This is a genomic window from Actinomadura sp. WMMB 499 (assembly GCF_008824145.1).
Lineage (GTDB): Bacteria > Actinomycetota > Actinomycetes > Streptosporangiales > Streptosporangiaceae > Spirillospora.
Genome location: NZ_CP044407.1, coordinates 8525432 through 8539259, shown reverse-complemented (window position 1 = coordinate 8539259; position 13828 = coordinate 8525432). Strand labels below are relative to the sequence as shown.

14 protein-coding genes and 2 riboswitches are annotated in these 13828 nt (G+C 74.3%); of the genes, 13 read left to right on the top strand and 1 reads right to left on the bottom strand.

Annotated elements, in window-relative coordinates; all coding sequences use genetic code 11:
• The first annotated feature begins 69 nt into the window (after positions 1 to 69).
• From F7P10_RS39000 to F7P10_RS38985, 4 genes are all read left to right on the top strand, one after another.
• Positions 70 to 426 carry a VOC family protein gene (locus F7P10_RS39000; RefSeq protein WP_151017027.1) on the top strand — a complete coding sequence of 119 codons (357 nt, stop codon included), beginning with the start codon at positions 70 to 72 and terminating at the stop codon, positions 424 to 426.
• 50 nt (positions 427 to 476) lie between these two features.
• The gene (locus F7P10_RS38995; RefSeq protein ID WP_151017026.1) at positions 477 to 1100 is read left to right on the top strand and encodes a glyoxalase; all 624 of its coding nucleotides are present in this window, start codon (positions 477 to 479) and stop codon (positions 1098 to 1100) included.
• 191 nt (positions 1101 to 1291) lie between these two features.
• Positions 1292 to 2104: an SAM-dependent methyltransferase gene (locus F7P10_RS38990; RefSeq protein ID WP_151017025.1), complete on the top strand. Its 813-nt coding sequence runs from the start codon at positions 1292 to 1294 to the stop codon at positions 2102 to 2104.
• The gene (locus F7P10_RS38985; protein WP_151017024.1) at positions 2104 to 3294 is read left to right on the top strand and encodes a cytochrome P450; all 1191 of its coding nucleotides are present in this window, start codon (positions 2104 to 2106) and stop codon (positions 3292 to 3294) included. Before F7P10_RS38990 ends, F7P10_RS38985 begins: the two co-directional genes overlap by 1 nt.
• Positions 3295 to 3350: 56 nt before the next feature.
• On the opposite strand, the gene F7P10_RS38980 is transcribed toward F7P10_RS38985, so the two are convergent.
• Complete coding sequence (locus tag F7P10_RS38980; protein ID WP_254716246.1) at positions 3351 to 4817, bottom strand: MFS transporter; 1467 nt, start codon at positions 4815 to 4817, stop codon at positions 3351 to 3353.
• 122 nt (positions 4818 to 4939) lie between these two features.
• On the opposite strand from F7P10_RS38980, the gene F7P10_RS38975 reads away from it, so the two are divergent.
• The 9 genes from F7P10_RS38975 (at position 4940) to F7P10_RS38935 (ending at position 13545) form a co-directional block, all read left to right on the top strand.
• Positions 4940 to 5674: a TetR/AcrR family transcriptional regulator gene (locus F7P10_RS38975; RefSeq protein WP_151017022.1), complete on the top strand. Its 735-nt coding sequence runs from the start codon at positions 4940 to 4942 to the stop codon at positions 5672 to 5674.
• Between the two features lie 124 nt (positions 5675 to 5798).
• A riboswitch (cobalamin riboswitch) is annotated at positions 5799 to 5983 on the top strand.
• Between the two features lie 34 nt (positions 5984 to 6017).
• Positions 6018 to 6395, top strand: coding sequence for a (2Fe-2S) ferredoxin domain-containing protein (locus tag F7P10_RS38970; protein WP_151017021.1), 378 nt, complete (start codon positions 6018 to 6020; stop codon positions 6393 to 6395).
• A 4-nt stretch (positions 6396 to 6399) separates the two neighbouring features.
• Complete coding sequence (locus F7P10_RS38965) at positions 6400 to 7398, top strand: ABC transporter substrate-binding protein (protein ID WP_254716245.1); 999 nt, start codon at positions 6400 to 6402, stop codon at positions 7396 to 7398.
• Positions 7395 to 8486, top strand: coding sequence for a FecCD family ABC transporter permease (locus F7P10_RS38960; RefSeq protein ID WP_368077439.1), 1092 nt, complete (start codon positions 7395 to 7397; stop codon positions 8484 to 8486). The genes F7P10_RS38965 and F7P10_RS38960 overlap by 4 nt, the downstream gene beginning before the upstream one ends.
• The gene (locus F7P10_RS38955) at positions 8483 to 9304 is read left to right on the top strand and encodes an ABC transporter ATP-binding protein (protein WP_151017020.1); all 822 of its coding nucleotides are present in this window, start codon (positions 8483 to 8485) and stop codon (positions 9302 to 9304) included. The genes F7P10_RS38960 and F7P10_RS38955 overlap by 4 nt, the downstream gene beginning before the upstream one ends.
• Complete coding sequence (locus F7P10_RS38950) at positions 9301 to 10017, top strand: (2Fe-2S)-binding protein (RefSeq protein ID WP_151017019.1); 717 nt, start codon at positions 9301 to 9303, stop codon at positions 10015 to 10017. Before F7P10_RS38955 ends, F7P10_RS38950 begins: the two co-directional genes overlap by 4 nt.
• Positions 10014 to 11387 carry an MATE family efflux transporter gene (locus F7P10_RS38945; RefSeq protein WP_151017018.1) on the top strand — a complete coding sequence of 458 codons (1374 nt, stop codon included), beginning with the start codon at positions 10014 to 10016 and terminating at the stop codon, positions 11385 to 11387. Before F7P10_RS38950 ends, F7P10_RS38945 begins: the two co-directional genes overlap by 4 nt.
• A 154-nt stretch (positions 11388 to 11541) precedes the next feature.
• Positions 11542 to 12774, top strand: coding sequence for an MFS transporter (locus F7P10_RS38940; protein WP_151017017.1), 1233 nt, complete (start codon positions 11542 to 11544; stop codon positions 12772 to 12774).
• 6 nt (positions 12775 to 12780) lie between these two features.
• Entirely contained in the window at positions 12781 to 13545 is a 765-nt protein-coding gene (locus tag F7P10_RS38935; RefSeq protein WP_151017016.1) for a TauD/TfdA family dioxygenase, read from the top strand.
• A 125-nt stretch (positions 13546 to 13670) separates the two neighbouring features.
• Positions 13671 to 13815, top strand: a riboswitch (adenosylcobalamin (AdoCbl) riboswitch).
• Positions 13816 to 13828: the final 13 nt, after the last annotated feature.

Below are 13828 nucleotides of genomic sequence, written 5' to 3'. Positions count from 1 at the left end.
GGGGCCGGAAGCGAGGCTGTGAGCAGCCGAACGACGGGCCGACGCGGCCCACGAACCACAGGAGCGACCATGAGCGACTCGCCCGTCCGGGGGATCAGGACCGTGCTGCACCCGGTGAGCGACCTGGCGCGGGCCAAGGCGGTCTACGCCGCCCTGCTCGGCGAGGAGCCGCGAACCGACTCGTCCTACTACGTCGGGTTCGAGGTCGGCGGCCAGCACATCGGGCTGGTGCCCGGCGGCGGGCCGGCCGGCATGACATCGCCGGTCGCCTACTGGGACGTGCCGGACATCGAGGCGAAGGTCGCGGAGCTGACCGCCGCCGGCGCCGCCGTCCGGGAGGCCGCGCACGACGTCGGCGGCGGGCGGCTGGTCGCCACCGTCACCGACCGGGACGGCAACGTCCTCGGGCTGATCCAGGACCGCTGAGCATCCCCCACACGAACCGAACCGACCGCCTCACCGGAAAGAAGATCACCATGACCTCCTTCGAGTCCCTCACCCTGGAAGTCGCCGACACCGCCGCCGCGGAGACCTTCTACGCGGCGTTCGGCCTCGCCGCCCACGTGAACGTCCGCGCCTCCGGCGAGCCGACGACCGGCTTCCGCGGGTTCGCGCTGTCGCTCGTCGCGGCCCAGCCCGGCGACGTCGACGCCCTCATCGGCGCGGCCCTCGACGCCGGCGCGACGTCCCTCAAGCCCGCCGCGAAGTCGTTCTGGGGCTACGGCGGCGTGATCCAGGCCCCGGACGGGACGATCTGCAAGGTCGCGTCGTCGAAGAAGAAGGACACCGGGCCCGCGGTCCGCGGGTTCGACCGGATCGCGCTGCTGCTGGGCGTCGCGGACGTCAAGGCGAGCAAGCGGTTCTACGTCGGGCGCGGGCTGACCGTCGGCAAGAGCTTCGGCGGCAAGTACGCCGAGTTCGACGCCCCGTCGTCGGCCGTGACGCTCGCCCTCTACCCGCGCCGCGCCCTCGCCAAGGACACCGGCGTCGGCCAGGAGGGCACCGGCTCGCACCGGCTGGTGCTGGCCGGCGGCGGCGAGTCCTTCACCGACCCGGACGGCTTCGCGTGGGAGGCCGCACCGGCCCGGAGCCTCGCCTAGCAGGTCGGCGCCCGACCGGTGAACGCCCGGATCGAACGCCGAAGCGTCCATTGCGCGTACCGCCCCGTCCGGCCGGTTCCCCGGCTTGCGGACGGGGCGGTCGGAAATTCCTGGCCGCCAAGTGAAAGATCAAGTCAAGGGCGGGCCGAAGCCCTACGATGATTGCCCGGGACTTACCGAGGAGGCCGGGTATGGCATCGGACGAGCAACTCTCGGACTTGGGGATCGATCCGAACGTCCCCAGCGTCGCGCGGATGTACGACTACTACCTGGGTGGCAAGGACAATTACGCCTCCGACCGGGAGGCCGCCGACCGGGTGCTGACCGCCATGCCGTACGTGCTGGAATTCACCCGCGCCAACCGGGGGTTCCTCTCCCGGGCGGTCACGATGCTGGCCGAACGCGGGGTGCGGCAATTCCTCGACATCGGCTCCGGGCTTCCGACGCAGGAGAACACGCACCAGGTCGCGCAGCGGGTGGCACCCGACTCGCGGGTCGTCTATGTCGACAACGATCCGATCGTGCTCGTGCACGGGAGGGCGCTGCTGGCCGGCGGTCCCCGGACCACGGTGCTCCAGGCGGACCTGCTCGAGCCGGGAAGCATCATCGACCATCCCGAGGTACGCGAACGGTTCGACTTCTCCGAGCCCATCGCCGTGCTGCTGCTCGCCGTCCTGCATTTCGTGCCGGACGACGCGCGGCCCGCCGAGATCGTCGCGCGGCTCCTCGAACCGCTGGCCCCCGGCAGCCACCTGGTCATCTCGCACGGCTTCCTGGGAAAGCAGGACGCCGACAAAGAGGGAGCCGTCCGCGACCAATACGGGCGGACGGGCGCCGGCGACATCATTCCCCGCACGCGCGAGGAACTCCGCGGATTCTTCCAGGGCACCGAAGTTCTCGCACCCGGTCTCGTCCCGGTGCGCGACTGGCGGCCCGACGCCGGGTTCTTCGAACCCGACATGAGCAGGACCGGCTTCCTCGGCGGCGTCGGGAGGATCGGCTGATGCCCGCCGGAAACCTGCCGGCGGACTTCCTCTTCTCGGAGGAATTCGACCGCGACCCGTACGCTCTGTACGCGGAACTGCGCGCCGAAGGCCCCGTCCACCGCATCGATTTCCCGCCCGGCGCCGACGCGTTCCTGGTCGTCGGCCACGAGCACGGGCACGCCGCGCTGAACGATCCGCGGCTGTCGAAGGACACCGCGCACAGTTCCCTGCCCGTCGACCCCGCACCGTACTTCGGCGGCACCATGCTCGGCATGGACCCGCCCGACCACACGCGGCTGCGCGGCCTGGTCGCCAAGGCGTTCACCCCGCGGCGGGTGGAGGCGCTCCGCCCACGCGTCCAGCAGATCACCGACGACCTGCTGGACGGCCTGTCCGGCTCCCTCGACCTGCTGGAGGCGTTCGCCGTCCCCCTGCCCGTCCAGGTCATCTGCGAGTTGCTCGGTGTCCCGTCCCGCGACCGCGCCGACTTCCGCGCCTGGACGACCGTGATGACCGCGCCCGCCACGACCGGCGAGGCCCTCGAGCGCCGCCGCGAGGTCGCCGGACTGTTCACCGGCTACCTCGCCGGGGTCGTCGCCGAGCGCCGCGCCAGGCCGCAGGACGACCTGATCAGCGGCATGGTCCAGGCCCGCGACGGGGACGCCGCGCTCACCGACCCCGAGCTGCTCAACACGATCGCGCTGCTGCTCATCGCGGGCCACGACACGACCGTGAACCTCATCGGCAACGGCGTCCTGGCCCTGCTGCGGGCACCCGGCCAGCTCGAACTCCTGCGGTCCCGGCCCGACCTGCTCCCCTCCGCCGTGGAGGAACTCCTGCGCTTCGACGGGCCGATCGAGCGCGCGAGCCAGCGCATCGCCGTGGAGGACATGGAGATCGCCGGGGTGCGCATCCCGCGCGGCGCCTGGGTCCACGTCTCCCTGGGCGCCGCCGGCCGCGACCCAGCCGTCTTCGACGCCCCCGACAGGCTGGACGTCACCCGCGCGCCGAACCGGCACGTCGCGTTCGGGCACGGCCCGCACTTCTGCCTGGGGGCGCCGCTCGCCCGCCTCGAGGGCCAGGTCGCGATCGGCGCCCTGCTGGCCCGGTTCCCCGACCTCGCGCTCGCCGTCCCGCCGTCCGAGCTGCGCCGGCACCGGCAGGGATCGATCGTCCGCGGCCTGGTGACGCTCCCCGTCCGTCTCTGACCTTCCCCCGCGCCACGGGCGTCGTCCGCACACCGGGGAAGGTCTCGCGGCCCCGGTCAGGACCGTCCGGCTTCGGGGGCGGGCCGGTGCTTGGGGATGACCAGGCAGAACAGCGCTCCCGCCGCGAGGAGGCAGGCCGCGGCCAGCAGCCCGGCGCTGAACCCGGCGCTCGCCGCGGCGGCCGATGACGGATCCGCTTCGCGGCCGGTGACGGTGGTGGCGAGGGTGCCCAGGACGGCGAGGCCGAACGCGCCGCCCACCAGCCGGAAGCTGTTGAGGAGGCCGGAGACCATGCCCGCGTCCTCGGCGGGGACGCCGGTCGTGGCGGCCGAGCCCATCGCGACGAAGCTCGCGCCGATCCCGACGCTCGCGACCAGCGACGGCCCGAGGACGTCGGTCCAGAACGTGCCGCCGGGACCACCGAGCCCGAACCAGGCGATGCCGAGCGACCCGGTCAGCCCGCCGGCGACGAGGATCGTGCGCGGGCCGACGCGTGCGAGCGTCTTGGTCGCGACGAACATCCCGGCGACCGACCCCAGGCAGAACGGCAGGAACGCCAGCCCGGTGGACAGCGCGTCGTAGCCGAGCACCTGCTGCAGGTGGAGCGAGACGAAGAAGAAGCTCGCGAGCTGGCCCGCGGTGATGAGGAATCCGAAGACGTTGGCGCCGAGCACCGCCCGGTGCGCGAACAGGCCGAGCCGGACGAGCGGATCGGCGGCCCGCCGTTCCGCCAGGCCGAACGCGGCCAGCAGCACGAGCCCCGCGGCGAGCGGGCCGAGGGTGAGCGGCGCGCTCCAGCCCTCGGAGTCGGCGAGCGAGACGCCGAGGACGAGCAGGCCCATGCCCGCCGTGGCCAGGACGGCGCCGGCGAGGTCGGGCCGGACGCCCCGGCGCGGCACGTCACCCGGCAGCCGGACGGCCGCGACGAGCCCGAACGCGGCGATCGGCACGTTGACCAGCATCACGGACCGCCAGCCGAGCGTCTCGGTGAGGACGCCGGAGGCCACGACACCGAGCGCGCCGCCCGCGACGGTGGAGGCGGCCCACATTCCCAGCGCCCGCGCTCTGGCTGGTCCCTCGGGGAAGTGCGCGGTCACCAGCGCGAGCGCGACCGGGGACGCGGCGGCGGCGCCGAGCCCCTGCACCGCCCGCGCGGCGACCAGGAGCCAGCCGCCGGTCGCGAGCCCGCCCGCCACGCTGGCGAGCGCGAAGAGCGCGAGCCCGGCGGCCAGGACGCGGCGGCGCCCGAGCAGGTCGCCCATCCGGCCGCCGGCCAGGAGGAAACCGCCGTTGACGATAACGTAGGCGACGACGACCCAGTTCAGGGTGCTCGCGGAGAGCCCGAGGTCGTCCTGGATCGCCGGAAGCGCGACGTTGACGAGCGACAGGTCCAACGAGACGAGGAACTGGACCGTGACGACGCAGGCGAGGATCCAGCCCGCGTGCCGCGCCGGCGCGGACGGCCGGGCACCGTCCGGACGTCCGTCCACCACGGGTGACGCCCCGCCGGGGGCTGCTTTCACGCTGTCCGGATCGCCGGGACCGCGTGCGGGACCGGGAGTCATGGCACCTCCGCATTGATTTGTACATCGTACAAAAGGTTTGCCTAACCTACCTTCGAGTGGGCGGCAGGGGAAGGGGAACGATGAGCCCTCCGGCAACGGGCGGTGGCGCTGCACGGCGCCACGCGGGCGGTTCGCGCGGACCGCGCAGCGCCCGCGCCCAGGAGCCGCTGACCGCCGCGCAGATCGTCGAGGCGGGCGTGGCCCTGACGGCCGAGCGCGGACTCTCCGGCTGGTCGCTGCGCGACCTGGCGGCGGCACTGGACTGCTGGCCCACCGCGATCGCCCACCATGTCGGGGACCGGAACGCGGTGGAGATCGCGGTGGTCGACGCGATCCTGGGACGGACGCCGATGCCCGACCCCGACCTCGCGTGGCGTCCGTGGTTCCGCACGCTGCTGGCGTCACTGCGGTCGGAGCTGCTCGCACATCCGGGGGTGGCCCGCTGGCTCGGAGTCGCCGCCCCGATCGTCCCGTCGGCCACCGCCATCATCGAGGAAGGCGTCCGCCGGCTCTCCGCCGCGGGCTTCGGCGACGAGGCCCCGGCCGCGTACGTGACCCTGATCAACGCGATGGTCCACCTGATCGCGGCCGAGGACGACCGGGACGCCGCGCCGAAGCTGCGCGACTCCAGCGGCGACCGCCTCGCCGAGCTGCGCGACGACCGGGAGCGGCCCGGCGTGGCCGCGCTCGCGACGGCGCTGACGAGCGGCTTCAAGCGCGAGCAGATCTTCGCCTACACGGTCGACCGGACCCTGGACGGCGTGGAGGCGAGGCTCACCGCGCTCCGCGGCACCGGTCGCGGGCAGGCGGGCTGAGAGGCCGCCTCCCCGGGCCCGGAGAGCCGGCGCCGCGGTCGGCCGCACCGGGATCCCGCCGGGAGGCTCCCTCCCAGGTCTGGGTGAGATTCGCGCCCTATCGCAACTACTGTGCAGTTGCCGGATGTGTCACTATAAGCGGCGTGTAGGCGACGGCGGACGAGGAAGCCGGTGCGAATCCGGCGCGGTCCCGCCACTGTGATCGGCGAGCGGATCCCGAACATGCCACTGCCCGCGGGAGCGGGCGGGAAGGCCGGGACGAGCGTTGACCCGGGAGCCAGGAGACTCACGCGGTCGCCTCCTCATGAGAACTGGGGCGGATCTCCCCAGAGAGGAGGGCTGTATGCCCATGGGCTCTTCGGGCCCGGCACCGTGCCGGGTGACGGTGTGCCGGGACTGCTGCTGCGGCCGCCCGAAGGTGACCGGCGTCGATCACGACGACCAGCTCGCGCGGCTGCGCGAGGCCGTACCGGTCCGGGTGTCGGAATGCCTGGACGTGTGCGAGCGGGCCAACGTCATCGTCGTGCAGCCCTCGGCCGAGGGCCGCGCGGCGGGCGCGCGTCCGGTGTGGCTCGGGTGGGTGAACGACGCCGGGGCCACCGCGGACATCGCCGCCTGGGCCCGCGCGGGCGGTCCCGGCCGGGCCGAGCCCCCGCCGATTCTGGACCTCTACTCCTTCACGCCGCCGCGACGCGCGGCCGGTTCGTCCTCGGAGAGGTGATGTCTTGATCCGTGCGCGCGGTGGAACACTCCTGGCCGCGCTGATGGCGTCGGTGCTGGTGCTGGCCGGATGCGGCGACTCGCCGGAGGCGGGCGGCGGCGGGCAGGACGGTGCGGCGCCCGCCGGGTTCCCGGTGACCGTGACCAACTGCGGGGTGACGACCACCTACGACCGTCCGCCGCGGCGGGCGGTGTCGCTGAACCAGCACGCGACCGAGGTGATGCTGGCGCTCGGCCTGGAGAAGTCGATGGCCGGGACCGGCTACCTCGACGACAAGGTGCTGCCGGAGTTCCAGGCCGCCTACGACTCGGTGAAAGTGATCTCCGAGGAGTACCCGTCGTTCGAGACGCTGCTGGCCGCCGAGCCGGACCTGGTGTACGGCGGCTGGGCGAGCGCGTTCGACGAGAAGGAGGGCCGCAGCCGGGAGGCCCTGAAGAAGGCCGGGATCGACACCCACCTCAACAACGAGGAATGCCCCGAGGGGCCGGTGACGATGGCCGCGGTCGAGGAGGAGCTGCGGACCGTGGCCGAGATCTTCGGCGTGCCCGACCGGGCCGAGAAGCGGATCGCCTCGATGCGCACCGTCCTGGAGGGCGTCGAGAAGAAGCTGTCGGGAGTCTCCCCGCTCAAGGTGGCGGTGTACGACAGCGGCGACAAGACCGTCTTCACCGCGGGCGGCGCCGGCATCGGCAACGAGATGATCCGGCTGGCCGGCGGCACCAACCTGTTCTCCGACGTCGCCAAGCCGTACGGGGACGTCTCGTTCGAGCAGTTCGCCGAGCGCGGCCCGGACGTCGTCGTCATCTACGACTACGACTACAACGGCCGGTCCGCCGAGGACAAGAAGAAGTTCCTGCTCGAGCACCCGGCGCTCAAGGACGCCCCCGCGATCGAGGAGGAGCGGTTCGCGGTGCTGCCGCTGTCGTCCACCGTGACGGGCGTGCGGGTCGCGGGAGCGGTGGAGTCGCTCGCCCGGCAGCTGCACCCGGACCGCTTCAGGTGACCGGACTCGCCGAGCCGCGCGTCTCCGGCGACCGGCCCGAGGTCGCCGGGGGCGCGCCGCGCCGGCGGCGGATGCCCTACGCGCTCGTGGTGGTGCTGCTCGCCGCCCTGGTGCTGGTGTCGGCGACCGCCGGGATCGCGGTGGGGTCGGTGCGGCTGCCGCCCGACCAGGTCTGGGGCATCCTGCTGCACCGGCTGCACCCCGCGCTCGCCGCCGCGGACTGGACGCCCGTACGCGAGACGATCGTGATGGACGTCCGGCTGCCGCGGGTCCTGCTGTGCGGGGTGGTGGGCGCGGGCCTGTCGGTGTGCGGCATGGCGCTCCAGGCGATCGTCCGCAACCCGCTCGCCGACCCCATGCTCCTGGGGGTGTCGTCGGGCGCGACCGTCGGGGCCGTCACGGTCGTGGTGCTGCACGTGAGCTGGTTCGGGATGTTCTCCCTCCCGCTGGCGGCGTTCACCGGCGCCCTGCTGGCCCTGGTCATGGTGTTCTTCCTGGCGCGCGCGGGCGGGCGCATGACGACCGTGCGGCTGGTGCTGGCCGGGGTCGCGATGGCCGAGGTGCTGTCGGCGGTGGCCAGTTACCTGATCATCACCTCCGACGACCCGCACGGCGCCGAGGCGGCGATGCGCTGGATGCTCGGCGGCCTGGCCGGCACCACCTGGACCGTGCTGTGGATCCCGGCGGCCGCGGTCCTGACCGGCACCGCGGTCCTGCTGGGCCTGTCCCGCTCGCTCAACCTGCTGCTGGCCGGGGAGGAGGCGGCCGCGGCCCTCGGCCTGGACGTGCACCGGTTCCGCGCGGCGCTTTTCGTCCTCGTCGCGCTGATGATCGGAACGGTGGTGGCGGTCAGCGGTTCCATCGGCTTCGTGGGGCTGATCATGCCGCATGCGGTCCGGTTCCTGGTCGGCGCCGACCACCGCCGCGCGCTTCCCGCGGTCGCGCTGCTGGGCGCCGCCTTCCTGATCATCGCCGATCTGGCCGCCCGCACCCTGATCTCCCCCGAGGAGATCCCGGTCGGCATCCTCACCGCCCTGGTCGGCGGCCCCTTCTTCCTCTACCTCATGCGGCGCAGGGCGGCACGATGACGGGCGGTACCGAAAGGCTCCGGGCCGAGCGGGTGACGGTCGCCGTGAAGGGGCGCCCGCTCGTGGCGGACGTCTCGCTGGAGGCGGTGCCCGGGGAGGTCGTGGGCCTCGTCGGGCCCAACGGCGCGGGCAAGTCCACCCTGCTGCGCACGTTCTACCGGGCGCTGCGCCCGACCTCCGGGCGCGTCCTGCTGGGCGGCGACGACGTGTGGCGGATGCCCGGCAAGCACCTGGCCAGGCGGCTGGCCGCGGTGCTCCAGGACACCGGCGGCGAGTTCGAGCTGAGCGTGTACGACGTCGTCGCCATGGGACGCACCCCGCACAAGCGCGCGTTCCAGGGTGACGACGACGCCGACCGCGACATCATCACCACCGCGCTGGCCGAGCTCGCTGCCGCGCACCTCGCCGACGCGCCGTTCGACCGGCTGTCGGGCGGCGAGAAGCAGCGCGTCCTCATCGCCCGGGCGCTGGCCCAGCGGACCGGGGCCCTGGTGATGGACGAGCCCACGAACCATCTCGACCTGCGCCACCAGCTGGACGCGCTGCGGCTGGTCCGCCGCCTCGGCGTCACCGCCCTCATCGCGCTGCACGACCTCAACCTGGCCGCCGCCTACTGCGACCGTGTCTGCGTCCTGGACGGCGGGCGCCTGGTCGCCGCCGGGACGCCCGCCGAGGTGCTGACACCGGAGCTGCTGGCCGAGGTGTACCGCGTCGACGCCGAGGTCGGCGAGCATCCCCGGACGGGCATGACCCAGATCACCGTCCTCCCGGACGGGGACCGCGCCACCGGGCCCGGAGCGGGAGGGCGGCCGGCGTGACGCCCCTGCGGACCGCTCCTCCCGGCACCGTCGCGGCCGCACTGGCGGAGGCGGCCCCGCTCGGCTCCTTCTTCGCGCTCACCGTGGGCGGCCCCGACACCGGGTGGCGGCCCGTCGGCGACGCCTACGCCGCCGGCGTCCCGGACCTGGTCGACGCCGTCGCCCGCCGCCACGCCGTCGCCGAGATGCGGATCGCCGCCTCGATCGCGCAGCTCGGGCACGCCGCCCGGCTGTGGTCGCCCGTCCTGTTCTGCGCGGTCGCCCACGGCGTCCTGCCGGACCTCGACGGCCTCCAGAAGGCCGAGGACGGCGCCGCTCTCCGGCTCCCGGCTCCGCGCGGCCACCGGCTGCCGCGCGACGGGGACCGGGCGGGGGCGCTGTACCACGCCGTCGTCACGCGGCACCTCGACCGGCTGGCGGCCGGGCTCCGGGTCAAGGTCGCCCCCGGCCTGCTGTACGGCAACGCGGCGTCGGCCCTGGTCGAGGCCGCCCGCGCGATCCTCGCGGCGCGCCCGGACCTGCGCGATGACCTCACCGGTCTCCTCGGCGAGCTGCTGCGCACCGGCCGGCTCGATCGCACCGGGCGGGTGGTCTCGCCCGAGCCGGCGTTCCGGCGGCGGAGCTGCTGCCTGTACCACCGCGCCCCCGCCGGGCGGAAGTGCGGGGACTGCTCGCTGGCGAGACCGGACGAGCGTCCCGCGGACCGGCGATGACCGCAGCCGGCGACCCGCCGGACGCGTCCGCGCGGCGCGTCGGCATGCGGCCGGTGTGGCGGCTGGCCTGCCCGCTGATGATCGCGGGACTCACCCAGATCAGCGTCAACCTGGTCGACACCGTCATGCTCGCGCGGTGGTCGACGACCGCGCTGGGCGCCTTCGCGCTCGCGGCGCCGGTGTACCTGGTCGCGCTGGTCGTCGTGCGCGGCCTGGCCACCGCCGTCCAGGTGGAGGTCGCCCGGCACCACGGCGCGGGCCGGACGGCCCGGGTCGCGCGGACCGTGCGGACCGGGACCGCCATGTCCGCGCTGGCCGGGGTGGCCGTCGGGGCGGTCCTGTACCTCGCCGCCGCACCGGTGCTGCGCGCCCTCGGGGCGGCGGAGGATCCGGCCGGAGCGGGAGCGGACTACCTGCGGGTGCTGGCGTTCGCCGTACCGGCGGCCGCCGTCTCGTTCACCCTCCAGGCGGCGTGCGCGGGCATCGGCGCGACCCGGGTGTCGATGTACACGGCCCTGCTGGTGAACGCGGTGAACCTCCCGCTCGGCCTGCTGCTGATCTTCGGTGCGGGGCTCGGCGTGACCGGAGCCGCCGCCGCGACCCTCGCCGCCACCGTCGCGGGCGCCGCCTACACGGCCGTGTACGCCAGGACCAGGCTGCCCGCCCGGACGGACGGGACGGACGGGACGGCGGGTCCGCGCCCCACCCGGACGCTGTGGCGGATCGGGTGGCCGGAGATGTGCGCGATGGGCATCGGCTACCTCAACGAGGCGCTGCTGGCGGGTTTCGCCGCCCGGATGGGGACCGGCGACCTGGCCGCCTTCCGCATCGTGGACAACCTCACGCTCGTGCTGTTCACCGTCCTGACCAGCGCGGCCACCGCCGTCACCGTCCTGGCCGGGCAGGCGCTGGGCGCCGGCGACGCCGAGCGCGCGGACGCCTGGCGGCGTGCCGGGCTGCGGCTGCTCGCCGTCCTGCTGCTGGTCCCGTCGGCCGCCGTGCTCGCCGCCGGCCGTCCGCTGGTGTCACTGGTCACCGACGACGCGGCCGTCGCCGGGCTCGCCTGGGCGGCGCTGCCCGCGGCGGCGCTGAGCATGGTGCCGCTGCTGCCCGCGATGGCGTACGGCGCGGCGCTGCGCGCCGCCGGAGACACCCGCTCGGTGATGATCGCGTCCGTCGCCGCCGACTACACGGCGCTCATCCCGCTCGCCTGGCTCCTCGGCGTGCATCTCGGACACGGCCTGCCCGGCCTGTACGTCGCCTGGTCCGCCTTCGGCGCCGTCTACTCCGCGCTGCTCTACCGCCGCCACCGGCGGGGGCTCGGCTCTCCCGCGCGGGCGCCCGCGCTCCCGGCGGAGGACGGCCGATGACGGGCAGCGCACCGTCCTCCCGGCGCTCAGGCGCGGGCCGCGGGCCGGTACAGTGCGATGTCCGGCTGCGGTAACAGTAACCGTAACCATTGTCGAGTTGCGGTGGCCGCGCCTCGACGCGATCGGCCCGCGACGACCACAGGAGCGACGGCACATGACGACGGCACCGCCCGGAAGCGGCCCCGGCACGAGCGAGCCCGCACGGTCCGTACTGCGCGACGTCGCGTTCCTCCGCCTCTGGTCGGGCAACACGGCATCGGGCCTGGCCACGTGGGCGCTGCCGTTCGTGCTCGGACTCGCGGTGCTGGAAGGCTCGCTCTCCGCCACCGCCCTGGGCGTCGTGCTGGCCGCCCGGACGATCGGGTTCCTGGCGGCGGTCCCGGTCAGCGGCGTGCTCGCCGACCGGCGCTCGCGGCGGGAGATGGTGCTGTGGGCCGGGCTCACCGCCGCGGTCGCGACACCCGTGATCGCGTTCGGGCTGGGCCGCTCGGTGCCGCTGATGGCGATCGCCGCGGCTCTCTCCGGGGCCGGGCAGGGCGCCTGCCGCCCGGCGTTCCAGGCGCTGACCGCGGAGGTCGTCGACGCCGCGCGGCGCCAGCACGCCAACGCCGCGATGACGCTGGCCGTCCGGGTGACGACGCTCGTCGCCCCGGCGGCGACCGCCATGCTGGCCGTCCTGCTCGACGCGCGCGGACTGCTGCTCGTGATCGGCGCGCTCTGGCTCGTGGCCGCGCTCGCGCCCCCGGCCGGGCGGCCGCCCGGCGCGGCCGTCCGGGGACGGGCCGGGTTCGCCGCCGAGTTCGCCGAGGGGATCGCCGAGGCGCGCCGCCACCCGTGGTTCCTGGCGGGGCTGGGCGCGCTGACGGCCGTCATCGCCACCGGCTACTCGGCGACCGGGGTGGCCCTCCCGCTGATCAGCCGCGACCGGTTCGGCAGCGAGGCGGTGCTGGCCGGCGCCGCGACCGCCTACATCGTCGGCGCGCTCGTCGGCGCCCTGATCATCGCCCGGTGGCGGCCCCGCGCACAGGGATGGCACGCGCTGGCCGGGCTCGGCCTGTACGGCGTCGCACCGCTCGCCCTCCTGCTGCCGGTCGACCCGTGGGTGATCATCGCCGCGTACGTCGTCACCGGCATCGGGATCGAACTGTTCAACGTGCCCTGGTTCACCGCCACCCAGCGCGAGGTCGCCCCCGACAAGCTCGCCCGCGTCTCGTCCCTGGACTTCCTGCTCTCCTACGGGCTCGCACCGCTCGGCCTCGTCCTGATCGCCCCCGCCATGGAGGCCTTCGGCCCCGAACCCGTGCTCGGCGCCTGTGCGGCCGTCTGCTTCCTCGCCCCCGCCCTGGCCGCCCTCGTTCCCGGTACCCGCCGCTTCTCGAACCGTTAGGACCCCATGCTCACCACCACGGCCGGCTTCGGCGTCGTTCCCGCCCGGCTGCCCTCCGACCGCCCCCGCGAGGCCCGCGAGCTGCTCGCGCGCGACGGCGCCGTGATCCTCACCGGGCTCGGCACCGACCCCGGCGACCTCGCCGTCGCCGCCGCGCTCGTCCTCGGCGAGCGGCTGCGCCGGATCTTCCCCCACCGGCTGCGGCGCAGCCCGGAGGGCGGCACCGTCCACCTGCACGCCGACAGCTTCGACATCGTCGGCGACACCGGCGGCGGCCCCGAACGGCGGCGCGACCCCGACGAGGACCACGTCCTGATCCAGTCCGTGACGCGGGCCGCCTCGGGCGGCGAGACGTTCGTCGCCGACGCCTACCGCTTCGCCGACGACTGCGCCGAGCGCGACCCCGAGCTGTGGGAGTTCCTGACCGGCGCCGACGTCGACCTCTACGGTGCCTGGCCGGGGATCCGGGGGCTGCCCGCCACGCCCCGCGTCGCCCGCCACATCGAGTACACGCGCACCGGCCGCCGCATCGTCCGGTGCAACGACGGGGCGGTCCCGCTGCACCGCGACCCCGACGAGGACCGCGTCCGGGCCATGCTCGACCGCTTCCGGGAGCGCGTGCGCGAACTGGAGCCGTCCCTCCCCCGCGTCATGCTGGACGAGGGCGAGTGCCTCGTCCTCGACAACTACCGCTGCTGGCACGGCCGCGACCCCCATGAGGGAGAGCGCGCCGTGCAGATCCTCACCGTGCTCACGGCGGACGCCCGCTGAAGCGGGCCCGGTTCGGCGAGGCAAGGAAAAACGTCACTTACCGGGCCGGACTTTTCCGTCCGGCCCTTTCATCCGACCCTGCACAATTCAACATGCGAGTGGTACACTCGGCCCGTTTGCACCAAAACTGGATAATTGCCACCCGTGGCAGGGGGAAGCCGGTCGAAATCCGGCACTGTCGCGCAACCGTGGGTCATCGCGAGATGACGAGTCGGGTCTACCTCCCGGGTGGTGCTGTCGGACCACTGTCGCGTCAACAGGGGTGCACGTTCTCGGCGCTGGA

Excerpts from the sequence above, each read along its gene's own strand:
- F7P10_RS38935 (WP_151017016.1), top strand. The coding sequence starts at position 12,781 with ATGCTCACCACCACGGCCGGCTTCGGCGTCGTTCCCGCCCGGCTGCCC.
- F7P10_RS39000 (WP_151017027.1), top strand. The coding sequence starts at position 70 with ATGAGCGACTCGCCCGTCCGGGGGATCAGGACCGTGCTGCACCCGGTG.
- F7P10_RS38970 (WP_151017021.1), top strand. The coding sequence starts at position 6,018 with ATGCCCATGGGCTCTTCGGGCCCGGCACCGTGCCGGGTGACGGTGTGC.
- F7P10_RS38990 (WP_151017025.1), top strand. The coding sequence starts at position 1,292 with ATGGCATCGGACGAGCAACTCTCGGACTTGGGGATCGATCCGAACGTC.
- F7P10_RS38955 (WP_151017020.1), top strand. The coding sequence starts at position 8,483 with ATGACGGGCGGTACCGAAAGGCTCCGGGCCGAGCGGGTGACGGTCGCC.
- F7P10_RS38985 (WP_151017024.1), top strand. The coding sequence starts at position 2,104 with ATGCCCGCCGGAAACCTGCCGGCGGACTTCCTCTTCTCGGAGGAATTC.
- F7P10_RS38940 (WP_151017017.1), top strand. The coding sequence starts at position 11,542 with ATGACGACGGCACCGCCCGGAAGCGGCCCCGGCACGAGCGAGCCCGCA.
- F7P10_RS38945 (WP_151017018.1), top strand. The coding sequence starts at position 10,014 with ATGACCGCAGCCGGCGACCCGCCGGACGCGTCCGCGCGGCGCGTCGGC.
- F7P10_RS38995 (WP_151017026.1), top strand. The coding sequence starts at position 477 with ATGACCTCCTTCGAGTCCCTCACCCTGGAAGTCGCCGACACCGCCGCC.
- F7P10_RS38975 (WP_151017022.1), top strand. The coding sequence starts at position 4,940 with ATGAGCCCTCCGGCAACGGGCGGTGGCGCTGCACGGCGCCACGCGGGC.